The sequence below is a fragment of the Cellulomonas sp. genome (genome assembly GCF_965229465.1).
Lineage (GTDB): Bacteria > Actinomycetota > Actinomycetes > Actinomycetales > Cellulomonadaceae > Cellulomonas.
This window is the reverse complement of the sequence record NZ_OZ245882.1, coordinates 1,544,896-1,558,361: the sequence shown is the minus strand read 5'-3', so window position 1 is coordinate 1,558,361 and position 13,466 is coordinate 1,544,896. Positions and strand designations below refer to the sequence as shown.

Here is a 13,466-nt window from a genome sequence, read left to right as displayed (position 1 = left end):
CGACGGCCGGGGACGGCGCGCGGTCAGAGCTGTCGGCGGTCCCTCGTCACGTCCTGCACCGAGACGTCGACGCGCACGCGGTCCACCGGTGGCCGGGCGAGGCCGAGCGTCTCGGCGACGGCGGTCGCGGCGAGGCTGCGGACCTCGTCGGCCAGCGGGACCAGCGGGGTGCCGTAGAGCGCGACGAGCTCGACGGTCAGCCGGTCCAGGTCGTCCTGCGAGGTGGTGGTGCACGTGATCCGCAGGACGCCGGCGTCGGCCACGGTCGCGAGGGCGGCTCCCACGCGCGACACCACGACGGTGGACGCCACGAACAGGGGGCCGTCCGGCAGCGCGCCACCACGGACGGGGGCGGACGGACGGAACGCACGGACGGCGACCGCCACGACGTCGTCACGCAGGGCGACCCACCCGCTGTCGGTGTGCTCGCGCAGCGATCGAGCGGCCTGCGTGAGCAGCTGCTCAGCGTTCATCGCCACGCCTCCATCCGCTGGATCAGGTGGCCACGCGCCCGGTGGAGCTGGCCGCGGACCGTGCTGGTCGTCGTTCCCGACACCTCGGCGATCTGCTCGTACGACAGTCCCTCGACCTCCCGCAGCAGCCAGGTCGACCGTGGCCCCGGTGGCAGCTCACGCAGCGCCGCGTTCAGCGCCTCGAGCAGGTCCGTCCCCTCGGCCGAGCGTTCCGGGTCGATCGCGTGACGATCCACCTCGTCGACCGGGACGAAGGGCAGGGGCAGAGCCGTGCGGGTCCGACGACGCTGCAAGGACCGCACCTTGTGCGCCGTGATGGCGAACAGCCAGGTGCGCAGCGCCGACCGGCCCGCGAACTGTGGCAACGAGGTCCACGCGGCTGCGAACGCCTCCTGCACGCAGTCCTCGGTGTCCTGTGGATCATCGAGCATGCGGCGGGCATAGCGATAGAGGGCCGGGCCGTGCCGGTCGACGATCACCCGGAACGCGGCGCGGTCGAGCAGTGCAGCCCGCCGGGCAAGCACCTCGTCAGGGACCCCCTCGTCGTCGTCCATCCCGAGCAGCGTGCGTCCGCCGGTCGGGCACCGCATCCTGGCGCATGTGACCCACGTCACACCGTGGATCCGTGACGAATCGGCCGGAACCGCGACCAACCGTGTACGTCCACCAGTCGAGAGAGGTCACCATGAGCGAGTCCGCCACGACAGTCACGGCCCCCGCCGCCCGCGCCCGGCAGAGCGCGCTGGTCACGCCCGAGGGCAGCACGACCATCGCCGACACCGTGGTCAGCAAGATCGCGGGCATCGCCGCGAGCGAGGTCAGTGGGGTGCACTCGCTCGGCGGCGGCGCAGCCCGCGCGATCGGCAACCTGCGCGAGCGCATTCCCGGTGCCCGCACCAACCACTCCCAGGGCGTCTCCGTCGAGGTGGGCGAGACCGAGGCGGCCGTCGACCTCGACCTGGTCGCCGAGTACGGCGTCTCGATCGCGGACCTGGCCGACGGCATCCGGCGCAACGTCATCAGTGCCGTCGAGCGCATGACCGGCCTGCACGTCGTCGAGGTCAACGTGACCGTCAACGACGTGCACCTGCCGCAGGACGACGCGCAGCCTGCGGCACCCCAGGAGCAGCGGGTCCAGTGACCGAGCTCCCGGATCACGTGCCCACGCCGCTGGAGGTGGCGTCCGACGTGGCGCCCCTCGACCTGGCCGAGCCCGTGCCCGAGGTCGTCCCGCCCGCCGAGGTGGTCGTCATCGCCGACGTCGTCCCGGAGCCGCTCACCCCGTCCGAGGTCGTCGCGGCGACCGTCCTGGCGGTTCCCGGCGTCGTCCGCCTGCACGGCGGCCGCTTCGGGGAGCTGGGCACCTACCTGCCCGGCCGCCGGGTGACCGGGGTCCGGATCGACGACGGGGGCACCGAGGTGCACGTCGTCGTCTCCGACCTCGTCCCCGTCCCCGAGACGGCGGCTCGGGTGCAGCGGGCCGTCTCCGCGATCGCACCCATGCCCGTCCGCGTCCACGTCGAGGACATCGACACCATCGTCTGAGGAGTCACCGTGTCATCTGTCGCCATCGGGCTGTTCGCCGGCCTGCTGCTCGCTCTCGTCGCCGCCGTCGGCGGGTTCGACATGTTCATGCTCGCGGTCGTCCTCGCGGCCGTCGGTGTGGTCGTCGGCCTCGCGGTCGACGGTCGGATCGACGTCACCGGCCTCGTCTCCGGCCGCGGCCGTGGCTGACGCCCGCGGGACGCTCACCATCGCCGACCGCGCCCTCACGCGGATCGCCCGTCAGGTGACCCTCGAGGTCCCCGGTGTCGCTCCGGAGGAGGAGTCCGTCGGCACGGTCGAACGCACGCTGGGCCGCGGCTACCCGCGCGTCCGCTGGCAGCGGGCCGGCTCCACGGCGCGCGTCGAGGTGGAGGTGGCGATCACCTGGCCGGCCTCGGCCGCGCAGGTCACCACAGGCGTCCAGGCTGCGCTGCGCCAGGAGCTCGAGCGCCTCGCAGGTCAGGACCTCGCCCACGTGAGCGTCGCCGTGCGTGAGGTCGTCCGTGCGGCGAGCGCTCGACCGGTCGCGAGGGTGCGATGACGCACGTCGAGACCCCGCGCGGGTTCGCTCCCGCCGCCGCTGCCACACGGGCCGGCCGGGTCGCCTGGTGGAGCATCGCGCTCGCGGCGGTGCTGGTCGTGCTCGGAGTCCTCGTGGTGCGCGAGGCCCTCGTCGCCGCCGGGCGGGTGGACGGCGAGCCCTGGATCGCGCCTGTCGTGGACAGTGCCGACGGTGTCGTGCCGTCGACGCTGGTCACCGCGGTCGGCGTCGTCGTCGCCCTGCTCGGGCTGTGGCTCGTGGTGGTCGCGCTGGGCCGACGGGTCCGCACGCGCCTGGACGTCACGTCCTCGACCGGGGCGACCATCGGCGTCCGGGATGCCGCCCGGCTCGCCGCCTCGGCCGCTGACGAGGTCGACCGGGTGCTCTCCGCGCGGGCGTCGGCCACCCGCCGGTCCGTGACCGTCACCGTGTCGACCCTCGAGGGCGACGACGTGTCCGATGCCGTGCGCGCGGCCGTGACCGAGCGGTTGGCGCCGCTGGCGCAGCCGCTGTCCGTCAAGGTGGTCGGTCGCACGACCGCCGGGCTCCACTCGGGAGGTGACGGGCGATGAGGCGGTCGATCCTGGGGTTCGACCGGGTGCTCGTCCTGCTGCTCGGGCTGCTCCTGATCCTGGTCGGCGTGGCCGCGGTGGGCTGGCAGACGGGATTCCTGGAGTCCCTGTGGCCCGATGTGCCCGACGAGATCGCCGTCGACTCCGGCCAGGTGACCGGGTCGTCGAGCTTCGCGGCCCTCGCCGGGATCGTCGGCGGCGCCCTCGTCGTCATCGGGCTCTGGTGGCTCCTGGCACACCTGCCCCGACGGTCCGTCGGGTCGCTGCGGCTGCCGTCCGGGGCGCAGCCGGGCCGGCTGCTGGTCGATCCGGGCCCGGCGGTGGCGACCGCCGCGGAGGTGCTCGCCGAGGACCCGGTGATCCGGTCCGCCAAGGGTGCCGTGCTCGCAGACCGGGGTGAGCTCGTCGTGCGCCTGCGGGCCACCGTCGACCCGGATGTGGACCTCGGAGCCGTGGTCGACGCGTGCGACGGCGTGCTCGCCGACCTCGCGCACGTCCTGCCCACCGACCAGCTGCGCTCGCGCGTCGAGCTGTCGGTGCTGCGCCGCGGGGCGGTCGGTCCGCGGGTGAGCTGACGCAGCGTCGGTGGTCGGGTGGAGACTCGGACCCACACCGAGCGGAGGAGGCGGCGATGGGCCGGGACGCGGTCACGGGATGGGTCGAGCGGTACGAGCAGGCGTGGCGCACGCAGGACGTGGACGGGCTCGACCGCCTGTTCGCGGAGGACGCGCGGTACCTGCGCTCGCCGTACGACCCCGAGCCGCTCGAGGGGATCGAGGCGATCCGGGGGTTCTGGGTGGACCCCACGCCGTTCACCATGACGTTCGACGTCATCGCGGCCGACGGCCAGGACGCGGTGGTCCGGGTCGAGGTGCAGTACGGCGGGGACAAGCCGCAGGAGTACAAGGACCTGTGGGTGCTGAGGTTCGGGCCGGACGGGCGCGCCGAGCTCTTCGAGGAGTGGGCGTACTGGCCGGAGAAGACGTACACGGCGTCCGAGGACGCCTGAGCACGGCTCAGTGCAGCAGGCTGACGATCTCCCACGCCCAGGGTTCGGGCTGGAGGGCGATCCGGTCGCGCGCGAGCGCGAACGCTTCCTCGGGCGTCGAGACGACGACGCTGGCGTGGAAGGTGGTCGCGGTGCTGAGCACGCTGTAGAGGGGGCCCAGGGGGTTCCCGTCGTCGTCACACTTGCCGACGGCGACGATGAATGCCTGGTGCATCAGGTCGGGGGTGGTGTCGGTGAGGAGCGTCACACCCTAGTCATCGGCAGGTTGACCCCGGACCTGGAACCCCAGGGGTGGGTGAGCCCGTGAGAAGGTCGTGGTCATGCCCGCTGCCATCCGGCCGTTCCACCCGTCCGACCTGCCCGCGCTGTACCGGATCTGCCTGCTCACGGGCGAGGCGGGCCGCGACGCCACGGCGCTCTACCGCGACCCCGACCTGCTGGGACACGTCTACGCGGGGCCCTACCCGATCGCCGATCCCGGCCTGACCTTCGTGGTCGGTGACGAGCTCGGTCCGGTGGGCTACATCCTGGCGACCGCGGACACCCAGCGGTTCGAGCAGTGGCTGGAACGGGCGTGGTGGCCGACCCTCCGGACTCGGTACCCGCCGGCCGAGGACCCGCACGACGGCACCGAGGACCACGTGCTCGTCGGCCGGATCCACGAGTGGACCGCCGCCGACGAGTCCCTGGCGGACCGGTTCCCCGCCCACATGCACATCGACCTGCTCCCGCGTGCGCAGGGCCAGGGACTCGGTCGACGGCTCGTCCAGACGCTGTCGGCCGCGCTGCGCCAGCGCGGGGTGCCGGGCCTGCACCTCGGCGTCGACAGCCGGAACGAGGGCGCGATCGCGTTCTACTCGCGCGTCGGGTTCACGGAGGCCCAGCGGCACGGCTGGGGCAGGACGCTCACGCTCGACCTGACCTGAGGGCTCAGTCCGGGCGTCCGTCGCGGTGCAGGGCGAGCACGCGACCGACGTCCTCGACCGTGACGCCCGGCAGATCCAGGACGTGCCGCAGCTGCGTGAGCGCATCGACCCGCTCGGGAGCCTTCCGCGGGGTCAGGAACAGGTTGGCCAGGTAGCCGGTGAACGTCCCGAAGATGCCGACGCCGACCACGATGATGATCGCGCCGACGATCCGGCCGGCGGTCGTCACGGGGTACTGGTCGCCGTAGCCGACGGTCGAGATGGTGACGACGGTGTACCAGAGGGAGTCCGAGGCGGTCGTGATGTTGGCGTCCGGGGCGTCGACCTCGACCCGCAGGATCGTGAGGCTGCCGAACTGGAGCACCAGGATGCCCGTGAGCAGCAGGGTGAACAGCGCGCTGCCTGCCCGGTCCCGCACGAGGGTCCGCAGGACGGAGCGGCCGCCGACCCCCTGCATGAGCCGGAAGACGCGGACCAGGCGGAAGATGCGCAGGAACTTGAGCTGGGCCAACGGCAGGCTGGCGAGCAGGTCGGCCCAGCCGAAGTGCCGGAAGACGTAGTCCTTGCGCGAGGGTGCGGTGGTGAGCCGGTAGGTGAAGTCGAGGAGGAAGACCACGCTGAAGATCGCGTTCATCGCCAGCAGGACGTTCTGCAGGTCGCCGTCGCCCCGGGCCACCGCGACGAGGACCAGGTTGAAGATCGACAGCAGCGACAGCGCGCCGATGAAGATCTCGTACCCGATGTTCTTCAGCTCGCTGCGCCGCGCGCTCACGCGAACGAGTGTGGCACCCGGCTGGGGCCCGACAGGCGCGTCTCACGTCGTGTCGCCCCACCGACCCGTCACGGCTCTCGTGTGACGAGTGTCAATGACTGCTTGACTCTCGAGCGCAGGAGGGGCACGCTGGTCACGACGCCGCAGGGCCGGTCCCCAGGAGGGTGGGGACCGGCCCTGCGCGACATGCAGGTCGCCCGCCGGTACGCCTCAGTTCGAGCGGACCGCGGCCGATCAGAGCAGGTGTCCGCGTGTGCAGTGTCGCCAGCGACGCACCTGCGGTGCGCTCGGGCGCCATCGTCACCTCAGGAGCCCTCGCATGTCCGTCTCCGCCACACTCTCCAGCGCCTCGATCCGTACCAAGATCCTCGGCCTCGTCGCCGTCTTCGCCGTCGCGGCCAGCGCCCTCGGCGCGTTCGCGGTCCTCCAGGTGCAGAACATCAAGAACGACGCGACAGAGATGGCCGCCACACAGGCCACGGTCGGCACGTCGCTCGCCTCGCTGAAGGACGCGCTCTGGACGGTGCGGATGTACATCCCCCTCGTGATGGCGTACGAGGGCGAGGGCAAGCAGGCGCAGTTCGGCAAGCTCCAGGACGCGTATGCCGCGATGGACACGGCGTCCAGCGACTTCGCGACCGCGTTCCAGGGTGCCAACAGCGGGGAGCTCCCGGCCAACTGGGACGAGTTCACCAGCTCGTGGGCGAACTACCACGCGATGGTGGACGGCGACCTCATGGCCGCGGCGATGGCCGACGACCGGCCGCTGTTCGCCGAGGTGCGCGCCGGGGGTGCTGCCGACCTGGGTGCCGCGATGATCACCAGCCTGACCGACGTCGACACGCAGGTCACCGAGTCGATGGACGCCATCACCCACCGGGTCGAGGCCGAGGCGTCGGCGTCGGCGAGGTGGACCGTGGCGATCCTGCTCGCCGGCGTGGTGCTCGCGAGCATGCTCGGGATCCTGCTCGCCGGGTCGATCCGGCGTGCTGTGGTCGACGTCAAGCGTGCCGTGGACGCGATGGCGACCGGTGACCTCACCGTCCGCGCCACCGTGCGCTCCGGGGACGAGGTCGGCCAGATGGCGGCGGCGCTCGGCGTCGCCCAGACCGCTCTGCGAGCTGTGATCGCCAAGGTCATCGAGATGTCGCACACCGTGGCCGCCGCCGCCGAGGAGCTGTCCGCGGCCAACGGCGAGGTCGCCGCAGGGTCGGAGGAGACCAGCGTCCAGGCCGGCGTCGTTGCCGCCGCGTCGGAGCAGGTCTCCCGCAACGTGCAGACGGTCGCCGCGGGCGCGGAGCAGATGGACGCCTCCATCCGGGAGATCGCGCAGAACGCCAACGACGCCGCCCGCGTCGCGGAGCGCGCCACGGGCGTCGTCGCGAGCACCAGTGCGACGGTCGGCAAGCTCGGCACCAGCTCGCTGGAGATCGGCACCGTGGTCAAGGCGATCGCGTCGATCGCGGAGCAGACCAACCTGCTGGCCCTCAACGCGACCATCGAGGCTGCTCGGGCCGGCGAGTCGGGCAAGGGGTTCGCGGTCGTCGCCGGCGAGGTCAAGGAGCTCGCGCGGGAGACCGCCCAGGCGACCGAGGAGATCACCCGCCAGGTCGAGGCGATCCAGGCCGACACCGGCGGCGCGGTCGACGCGATCGGGGAGATCTCCGCGATCATCGCGTCGATCAACGACTACCAGGCGACGATCGCCGCGGCCGTCGAGGAGCAGACCGCGACCACCAAGGAGATGTCCCGCTCGGTCGCGGAGGCCGCCACCGGCTCGGGGGAGATCGCCGTCAACATCTCCGGTGTGGCGTCCGGCGCGGCATCGTCGTCGCAGACGCTCGTGCAGATGGGTGCCTCCGTCGACGAGCTCGCACGCCTGTCCGCCGACCTGCGCCACGAGCTGGCGGCGTTCACCTACTGAGCAGGCGCGACGACTGAGCCGGCGCGACGATCAGGCCGGGACGGTGAGCCCTTCGAGCCAGGCCCGCCAGGCCGGCTCCTCCTGCCGCGCGTAGTCCGCTGCGTCGGCGGAGAACAGGTACGCCCGGATGCCTGCCATCGCGGTGCCGTCGCCCATGCCCCACGAGTAGACGCTGAGCATCCCGGGCACCGGCGCAGTCAGCCGGATCAGCGTCTGCCGCTCGCCGACGCGCTCGACCGTGCCGGTGGCTCCTCCGCGCACGTCGACCGTCGCGCCCTCGTCGCCCAGCCCCAGCGCCGTGCGCAGGGCCGACCAGAGGGCGTCCGGGTCTCCGGGGTGGGTGGCGGCGGCCTCCAGGTGGGTGGCCTCCTGGCCCGGAAAGTGCGCCAGGTAGAGGCGCAGGTTGTCGAAGAACGGCATCCAGCCGGGGGCGAGCGTGTCCCACCACTCCTGCTCCCAGTCCGCGCCGATGCCGAAGCCGCTGCTGGTGACGCGTACGACGCAGGTGCCGCCGGACTGCGCCTCGACCACGAACTCGGACGTCAGCGGGCTGAGGGACTCCGGGTCCTTGCCCATCAGGGCGGCCCAGTCCTCCTCGTAGACCAGGCGGCGCGGCGGCTCCCAGCCGGTGACCTGGCCGGTCGAGTCCATCTCGGGGCCCATGACGAAGCGCAGGGAGCCGCCTTCGCGCTCCTCCAGCTCGGTCGGCCCGAACCACGCGCTCATGCCCTTGGCGGTGGCGATGGCGTCCCAGACCTGCTCGGGGGTGCCGGGGACCTCGACGCTGAACTCCAGGCGGTACGGGACGTTCGTGATCGTGCTCATGTCTCCTCCTCAGGAACGGGGTGGGCGGCGACGACGAGCCGGTGCAGGCGCCCGTCGTCGTGGTGGTAGCGAGCGGCCAGGTCGAGCACCGCGGCGGTCAGGTCGTCCGCGAAGGCGGCCCGGTCGGCGGCCGACCGGAAGCCGATCTGCGTGTCGATGGTCAGGGTGGGCAGCCGCTTGCCGGACGCGCCGGCCCGCCGCGCCAGGGCGCCGACCTCGCGCACCAGCCGACCGGCCAGCGCGACGAGATAGCCCGCCGACAGGTGGTCGGCGTTGGCGTCGGGGTCCGCCGCGGACGCGCTCACGGCCGCGGGCGACACGACGTACGACGCGGCCGACGCCTGGAGCACCCGCTCGGTGATGCCCCCGTGCCGGCGCTCCTCCGACAGCTCCACGAGGCCGTGCGCCTCGAGCGTCTTGAGGTAGTAGTTGACCTTCTGGCGCGTGATGCCGACCCGGGCGGCGAGCCCGGCGGCGGAGGCCGGGACGGCCAGCTCGCTGAGCAGCCGGGCCCGGACAGGATCCAGCGCGGCGGCGGCTGCCTCCGCGCTCTCGATGACCTCGACGTCCTGCATGAGCATCACGATGCCCTTGACGAGAAAACTTGTCAAGGATCCCGGGCGACCCAGTGCGGACCGCGCGCGATTGGTCCGAACCCGCCCTGGCCGACGGTGGCCCGTGTGGAACGATCACCGGATGGCGCACACCGGGACGAACTGGTCATTGTGGTCGTTGGCGCTCGGAGGTGTGCTGTGCCTGGCGGGGTGCTCGAGCGCGGACCCGGCCGAGGAGTCGCCGTCCGCCCCGCCCGCGGCAGAGTCGGCCGAGAGCGCTCCGCCGACGGCCGAGGAGAGTGCGACCCCTGAGGCCGAGAGCAGTGTCTCCGGCGCGGACCTGTGCGAGTACCTCGCCGGCCAGCTGCCCCAGCTGCGGGAGATCGGCTCGGAGGTGGGGGCCATGGCCAACGTGACCGTGAACCTCTACAGCTGGTACGAGGATCAGGGCGAGGTGCCCGACGGCACCGAGATCGACACCCTGACCGCGCAGGAGTGCCCCGAGGTCGGCACCGAGGTGCTCACGCTCGCCGGGATGGAGAGCTTCGCGACACTCTAGCGGGAGTGCGTTGCGCGCAGGTCCTTGACCTGCGGCCACATGGAGCGGGTGACGAGAATCGAACTCGCGCTATCAGCTTGGGAAGCTGAAGTTCTGCCACTGAACTACACCCGCGTGGACCGTCGTGATCGGTCCGCCAGGAATCATACCCGGACCGGTCACGACAGCGAACTCAGCTCCGCAGCGTCATGGTGAAGCCGCCGCAGCGCTCCTCGCCGGGCTCCAGGACGAAGACGCCGGTGCCCGGGACGCCGGCGGCGTGCAGCGAGAACCCGTTGTTCACGTTGGTCACCGGCTCCACCGCGAAGTACGGCCGCTTGCGGGGGGCGTACAGGACCAGGTGGGCGTAGACCGGGTCGGCGTGCAGGTCGACGCTGACGCCGAGGTCCTGATAGCTGATCCGCACGGGCGCACCGGGCTCCCACGCGGTGAGCACGTCGTCGACGAACGTCGAGGTCAGCGGTCGCGCCACCCGGAAGTCGGCGCGCTGGGGCACGGGACCGGCGGGGCCGGACGCGAGGGCGTTGACCAGCGAGTACCCCTGGTGCGCGGGGACCTCGAGCACGGGCTGCCCGGGCGTCGGGGGAGCCGCGGTGCCCACCGGTGACAGCGTGCGCTGGAAGTACGGGTGGTGCCCGAACCCGGCGGGGAACGGCTCGCGGTCGACGTTGCGCACCGACGTCCCGACGACGAGCTTGCCGCCGGCCAGCGCGTAGGTGATCTGCGCGCGGAACTGCCACGGGAAGTTCACGCCGACCAGGCCGGTGGTGTCGAGCTCGAGGACGACGCGCGTCTCGGTCCGGTCCGTGACGGTCCAGGCGGAGTGCCGGGCGGCGCCGTGGATGGCCGTGCCGTCGGCGCCGTTGCGCTGGAGCTGCCACGTGCGGTCGCCGAACGGCAGGACGCCGTCCCGGATGCGGTTGGACCACGGGACCATCGGGAAGCTCGAGCACTTCTCCGGCTCGCCGAGCGCCGTCCGACGGGTGGGCCGCAGCAGGTCGCGCCAGACCCCGTCGGACGTCCGGATCCGCCCACCCGCGAGCGACGCACCCGTCGCGGGCAGCACGTCGAGCTCCCACGACTCGTTGCGGAGCGTCACCGTCCGCGACGCCTCTGCGGCGGACGGAAGCGCTTCGATCTCCTGGACAGCCGTCATCACAGCACCCCCGTCAGCCCCCCGCGGGGGTCAGACGGTGACCTCGACCCGGACGACCGAACCCTCGGCGGCGTACGGGACGAGGTTGCCCTCGACCGGTGTGCCGTCGATGGTCAGGCTGCCGCGAGCGCCCTCGACGCCGGAGTTGGTCACGTGGATCTCGTACGTGGCGCCGCGGGCGACGCGCGTCACGGTGAAGGACGGGACGTCCGGGCCGATCTGCGGGTCGACGACGAGGCCGTCATAGTCCGGGCGGACCCCGAGCAGGTACTGCGACACCGCGACGAAGTTCCACGCCGCCGTGCCGGTCAGCCACGAGTTCTTGGCCTCGCCGGCGCGCGACGCCTGCTTGCCCGCGATCATCTGCGCGTACACGTACGGCTCGAGCTTGTGGACGTCGGAGATGTCCTCGCGGTACGCCGGGGTGATCCGCTTGTAGTAGTCGAACGCCTTGGCGCCGCGGCCGACCACGGTCTCGCCGATGATCACCCAGGGGTTGTTGTGGCAGAAGATGCCACCGTTCTCCTTGTAGCCGGGCGGGTAGGTGGAGACCTCGCCGAGCTCGATCTGGTAGGTCGTGTACGCGGGGTACTGGAGCACCAGGCCGTGCGGGGTGCCCAGCATCTCGCCGACGGAGTCGAGGGCCTTGATGGCCGGCGAGCCGGTGTTCAAGCCGTCGACACTGTCCACACCGATGCCCGCCATCACGGCGAAGCCCTGCGGCTCGATCCAGATCTTGCCCTCGGGCTTGGCGTCCGTGCCCACCGGGTTGCCGTAGAAGTCGTAGGCGCGCAGGAACCACTCGCCGTCCCAGCCGTGCTCGAGCACGGCCTCGCGGACCTCGTCGACGACCTTGCGGGCCTGCGAGGCGACCTCCGGGAGGCCACGGCGCGACGCCAGCTCGGCGAACTCGGCACCGTAGAGGACGAACTGCGCGGCGATGAACACCGACTCGGCGTGGCCGCCGGCCTGATTCTCCGTCGTCTGGAACGACTCGCCGGGGGTCGTCGAGAAGCAGTTGAGGTTGAGGCAGTCGTTCCAGTCGGCGCGGCCGATGAGCGGCAGGCCGTGCGGGCCACGGTTGTCGACCGTGAACTGGAACGAGCGCACCAGGTGCTCGAACAGGGGCACCTCGGAGCCGGGCGCGTTGTCGAACGGCACGGGCTCGTCGAGGATCCCGACGTCGCCGGTCTCCTTGATGTACGCGGCAACGCCGGCGATGAGCCACAGCGGGTCGTCGTTGAAGCCGGAGCCGATGTCGTTGTTCCCACGCTTGGTCAGCGGCTGGTACTGGTGGTACGCCGAGCCGTCCTCGAACTGCGTCGACGCGATGTCGATGATGCGCTCGCGGGCACGCTCGGGGATGAGGTGGACGAAGCCCAGGAGGTCCTGGTTGGAGTCGCGGAAGCCCATCCCGCGGCCGATCCCGGTCTCGAAGAACGACGCCGAGCGCGACATGTTGAACGTGACCATGCACTGGTACTGGTTCCAGATGTTGACCATCCGGTCCAGCTTCTCGTCGTCCGACTTCACCGAGTAGGTGGACAGCAGACCCGTCCAGTGCGCGCGCAGCTGCTCGAAGGCGGCGTCGGTCTGCTCGGTCGTCGCGAAGCGGCCCAGCAGCGCGTGCGCGGGCTCCTTGTTGATGATCTGGTGGGCGTCGTCGGCCCACTTCTGCTCGTCGGGGTTCTCGATGTAGCCGAGCACGTAGGTCAGCGCGCGGGACTCGCCCGGTGCCAGCGTGAGCTCGACCGAGTGCGAGCCGATCGGGTACCAGCCGGACGCGACGGAGTCGGTGGACTTCCCGCTGCGGGGGACCGCCGCCTCGCCGAGGCCGTTGTAGGCGCCGACGAACGTGTCGCGGTCGGTGTCGAAGCCCGACGCGTGCGTGTTCACGCCGTAGACGGCGTAGTGGTCGCGGCGCTCGCGGTACTCGGTCTTGTGGAACACGGCGGACCCGTACGGCCCGTCCTGCTCGACCTCGACCTCGCCGATCGACAGGTTCCGCTGGTAGTTGGTCTGGTCGTCCTGCGCGTTCCAGAGGCAGAACTCGACGAACGAGAAGAGCGAGATCGACTTCTCGACGTCCGAGGTGTTGGTGACCGTGACCTTCTGGATCTCGGCGGTCTCGCCGATGGGCACGAAGAACAGGGTCTCGACGGAGATGCCGCGGCGCTCGCCCGTGATGCGCGTGTAGCCGAGGCCGTGGCGCGTCTCGAAGTGGTCCAGGTCCGCCTTGACCGGCAGCCACGACGGGGTCCACACGTCGCCGCCGTCGTTCACGTAGAAGTACCGGCCGCCCGCGTCCGCGGGGATGTTGTTGTAGCGGTACCGCGTCAGGCGGCGCATCTTGGCGTCGCGGTAGAACGAGTACCCGCCGGACTGGTGCGAGATGAGCGAGAAGAACTGCTCCGAGCCCAGGTAGTTGATCCACGGATAGGGCGTGTGAGGCGTCTCGATGACGTACTCGCGTGCCTCGTCGTCAAAATGGCCGTACCGCATGGACTTGCCCCTCGAGTGCTCGGCAGTGGCGCCTGCGGCTCCCCGACCTCCCCCCGCACCAGTGCGGGTGGTGCGTCGTGCTTCCGGCGCGATATCAGTGTGCGAGAG

General features: G+C 71.6%; 18 protein-coding genes and 1 tRNA gene. 10 read left to right on the top strand and 9 right to left on the bottom strand.

From position 1 onward, the window contains the following. Positions 1 to 23: 23 nt before the first annotated feature. Together ACO06A_RS07525 and ACO06A_RS07520 are read right to left on the bottom strand one after the other, a co-directional pair. A complete protein-coding gene (locus ACO06A_RS07525) occupies positions 24 to 473 on the bottom strand; it encodes a hypothetical protein (protein ID WP_156387879.1) in 450 nt (149 codons plus the stop codon). After that, on the bottom strand, positions 470 to 1,027 hold the full coding sequence (locus ACO06A_RS07520; RefSeq protein ID WP_082573887.1) for an RNA polymerase sigma factor: 558 nt from the start codon (positions 1,025 to 1,027) through the stop codon (positions 470 to 472). Before ACO06A_RS07520 ends, ACO06A_RS07525 begins: the two co-directional genes overlap by 4 nt. A 131-nt stretch (positions 1,028 to 1,158) precedes the next feature. Here ACO06A_RS07520 and ACO06A_RS07515 point away from each other — a divergent pair, with 131 nt between their 5' ends. The 7 genes from ACO06A_RS07515 to ACO06A_RS07485 are packed head-to-tail and all read left to right on the top strand — an operon-like array spanning position 1,159 to position 4,140. After that, positions 1,159 to 1,614, top strand: coding sequence for an Asp23/Gls24 family envelope stress response protein (locus tag ACO06A_RS07515; RefSeq protein ID WP_421735395.1), 456 nt, complete (start codon positions 1,159 to 1,161; stop codon positions 1,612 to 1,614). Next, the gene (locus ACO06A_RS07510) at positions 1,611 to 2,018 is read left to right on the top strand and encodes a hypothetical protein (RefSeq protein ID WP_421735394.1); all 408 of its coding nucleotides are present in this window, start codon (positions 1,611 to 1,613) and stop codon (positions 2,016 to 2,018) included. Before ACO06A_RS07515 ends, ACO06A_RS07510 begins: the two co-directional genes overlap by 4 nt. A gap of 9 nt (positions 2,019 to 2,027) precedes the next feature. Next, positions 2,028 to 2,207 carry a hypothetical protein gene (locus ACO06A_RS07505; RefSeq protein ID WP_056086944.1) on the top strand — a complete coding sequence of 60 codons (180 nt, stop codon included), beginning with the start codon at positions 2,028 to 2,030 and terminating at the stop codon, positions 2,205 to 2,207. Continuing rightward, positions 2,200 to 2,559: an Asp23/Gls24 family envelope stress response protein gene (locus ACO06A_RS07500; RefSeq protein WP_421735393.1), complete on the top strand. Its 360-nt coding sequence runs from the start codon at positions 2,200 to 2,202 to the stop codon at positions 2,557 to 2,559. Before ACO06A_RS07505 ends, ACO06A_RS07500 begins: the two co-directional genes overlap by 8 nt. After that, the gene (locus tag ACO06A_RS07495) at positions 2,556 to 3,131 is read left to right on the top strand and encodes a DUF6286 domain-containing protein (RefSeq protein ID WP_421735392.1); all 576 of its coding nucleotides are present in this window, start codon (positions 2,556 to 2,558) and stop codon (positions 3,129 to 3,131) included. The genes ACO06A_RS07500 and ACO06A_RS07495 overlap by 4 nt, the downstream gene beginning before the upstream one ends. Then, a complete protein-coding gene (locus ACO06A_RS07490) occupies positions 3,128 to 3,706 on the top strand; it encodes a hypothetical protein (RefSeq protein WP_421735391.1) in 579 nt (192 codons plus the stop codon). The genes ACO06A_RS07495 and ACO06A_RS07490 overlap by 4 nt, the downstream gene beginning before the upstream one ends. Positions 3,707 to 3,762: 56 nt before the next feature. Beyond that, positions 3,763 to 4,140 (top strand): nuclear transport factor 2 family protein, encoded by a 378-nt coding sequence (locus ACO06A_RS07485; protein WP_421735390.1) that lies wholly within the window; start codon positions 3,763 to 3,765, stop codon positions 4,138 to 4,140. Between the two features lie 7 nt (positions 4,141 to 4,147). Here ACO06A_RS07485 and ACO06A_RS07480 read toward each other — a convergent pair whose 3' ends face one another. After that, a complete protein-coding gene (locus ACO06A_RS07480) occupies positions 4,148 to 4,387 on the bottom strand; it encodes a hypothetical protein (protein WP_175349216.1) in 240 nt (79 codons plus the stop codon). A gap of 73 nt (positions 4,388 to 4,460) precedes the next feature. Between ACO06A_RS07480 and ACO06A_RS07475 the strand changes: the two genes are divergently transcribed. After that, entirely contained in the window at positions 4,461 to 5,066 is a 606-nt protein-coding gene (locus ACO06A_RS07475; protein WP_421735389.1) for a GNAT family N-acetyltransferase, read from the top strand. Between the two features lie 4 nt (positions 5,067 to 5,070). Here ACO06A_RS07475 and ACO06A_RS07470 read toward each other — a convergent pair whose 3' ends face one another. After that, positions 5,071 to 5,838 carry an ion transporter gene (locus ACO06A_RS07470; protein WP_421735388.1) on the bottom strand — a complete coding sequence of 256 codons (768 nt, stop codon included), beginning with the start codon at positions 5,836 to 5,838 and terminating at the stop codon, positions 5,071 to 5,073. Positions 5,839 to 6,157: 319 nt separating this feature from the next. Here ACO06A_RS07470 and ACO06A_RS07465 point away from each other — a divergent pair, with 319 nt between their 5' ends. Next, positions 6,158 to 7,762, top strand: a complete 1,605-nt coding sequence (locus ACO06A_RS07465; protein WP_421735387.1) for a methyl-accepting chemotaxis protein — start codon at positions 6,158 to 6,160, stop codon at positions 7,760 to 7,762. Positions 7,763 to 7,792: 30 nt separating this feature from the next. Here ACO06A_RS07465 and ACO06A_RS07460 read toward each other — a convergent pair whose 3' ends face one another. Then, positions 7,793 to 8,587, bottom strand: a complete 795-nt coding sequence (locus ACO06A_RS07460; protein WP_421735386.1) for an SRPBCC family protein — start codon at positions 8,585 to 8,587, stop codon at positions 7,793 to 7,795. Continuing rightward, positions 8,584 to 9,162, bottom strand: a complete 579-nt coding sequence (locus ACO06A_RS07455) for a winged helix-turn-helix domain-containing protein (protein ID WP_421735385.1) — start codon at positions 9,160 to 9,162, stop codon at positions 8,584 to 8,586. The genes ACO06A_RS07460 and ACO06A_RS07455 overlap by 4 nt, the downstream gene beginning before the upstream one ends. Before the next feature lie 121 nt (positions 9,163 to 9,283). Here ACO06A_RS07455 and ACO06A_RS07450 point away from each other — a divergent pair, with 121 nt between their 5' ends. Beyond that, positions 9,284 to 9,700 (top strand): hypothetical protein, encoded by a 417-nt coding sequence (locus ACO06A_RS07450; RefSeq protein ID WP_421735384.1) that lies wholly within the window; start codon positions 9,284 to 9,286, stop codon positions 9,698 to 9,700. Positions 9,701 to 9,740: 40 nt separating this feature from the next. On the opposite strand, the gene ACO06A_RS07445 is transcribed toward ACO06A_RS07450, so the two are convergent. The 3 genes from ACO06A_RS07445 to ACO06A_RS07435 all read right to left on the bottom strand — a co-directional run bounded on the left by ACO06A_RS07445 (position 9,741) and on the right by ACO06A_RS07435 (position 13,358). Then, a tRNA-Gly gene (locus ACO06A_RS07445) sits at positions 9,741 to 9,814 on the bottom strand. 58 nt (positions 9,815 to 9,872) lie between these two features. Continuing rightward, positions 9,873 to 10,856, bottom strand: a complete 984-nt coding sequence (locus tag ACO06A_RS07440) for an aldose epimerase (RefSeq protein WP_421735383.1) — start codon at positions 10,854 to 10,856, stop codon at positions 9,873 to 9,875. Positions 10,857 to 10,886: 30 nt separating this feature from the next. Then, positions 10,887 to 13,358, bottom strand: coding sequence for a GH36-type glycosyl hydrolase domain-containing protein (locus ACO06A_RS07435; protein ID WP_421735382.1), 2,472 nt, complete (start codon positions 13,356 to 13,358; stop codon positions 10,887 to 10,889). Positions 13,359 to 13,466: the final 108 nt, after the last annotated feature.

Coding starts and splice junctions, on each gene's coding strand:
- ACO06A_RS07525 (WP_156387879.1), bottom strand. CDS start 473: ATGAACGCTGAGCAGCTGCTCACGCAGGCCGCTCGATCGCTGCGCGAG.
- ACO06A_RS07520 (WP_082573887.1), bottom strand. CDS start 1,027: ATGGACGACGACGAGGGGGTCCCTGACGAGGTGCTTGCCCGGCGGGCT.
- ACO06A_RS07515 (WP_421735395.1), top strand. CDS start 1,159: ATGAGCGAGTCCGCCACGACAGTCACGGCCCCCGCCGCCCGCGCCCGG.
- ACO06A_RS07495 (WP_421735392.1), top strand. CDS start 2,556: ATGACGCACGTCGAGACCCCGCGCGGGTTCGCTCCCGCCGCCGCTGCC.
- ACO06A_RS07490 (WP_421735391.1), top strand. CDS start 3,128: ATGAGGCGGTCGATCCTGGGGTTCGACCGGGTGCTCGTCCTGCTGCTC.
- ACO06A_RS07485 (WP_421735390.1), top strand. CDS start 3,763: ATGGGCCGGGACGCGGTCACGGGATGGGTCGAGCGGTACGAGCAGGCG.
- ACO06A_RS07475 (WP_421735389.1), top strand. CDS start 4,461: ATGCCCGCTGCCATCCGGCCGTTCCACCCGTCCGACCTGCCCGCGCTG.
- ACO06A_RS07465 (WP_421735387.1), top strand. CDS start 6,158: ATGTCCGTCTCCGCCACACTCTCCAGCGCCTCGATCCGTACCAAGATC.
- ACO06A_RS07460 (WP_421735386.1), bottom strand. CDS start 8,587: ATGAGCACGATCACGAACGTCCCGTACCGCCTGGAGTTCAGCGTCGAG.
- ACO06A_RS07455 (WP_421735385.1), bottom strand. CDS start 9,162: ATGCAGGACGTCGAGGTCATCGAGAGCGCGGAGGCAGCCGCCGCCGCG.
- ACO06A_RS07450 (WP_421735384.1), top strand. CDS start 9,284: ATGGCGCACACCGGGACGAACTGGTCATTGTGGTCGTTGGCGCTCGGA.
- ACO06A_RS07440 (WP_421735383.1), bottom strand. CDS start 10,856: ATGACGGCTGTCCAGGAGATCGAAGCGCTTCCGTCCGCCGCAGAGGCG.
- ACO06A_RS07435 (WP_421735382.1), bottom strand. CDS start 13,358: ATGCGGTACGGCCATTTTGACGACGAGGCACGCGAGTACGTCATCGAG.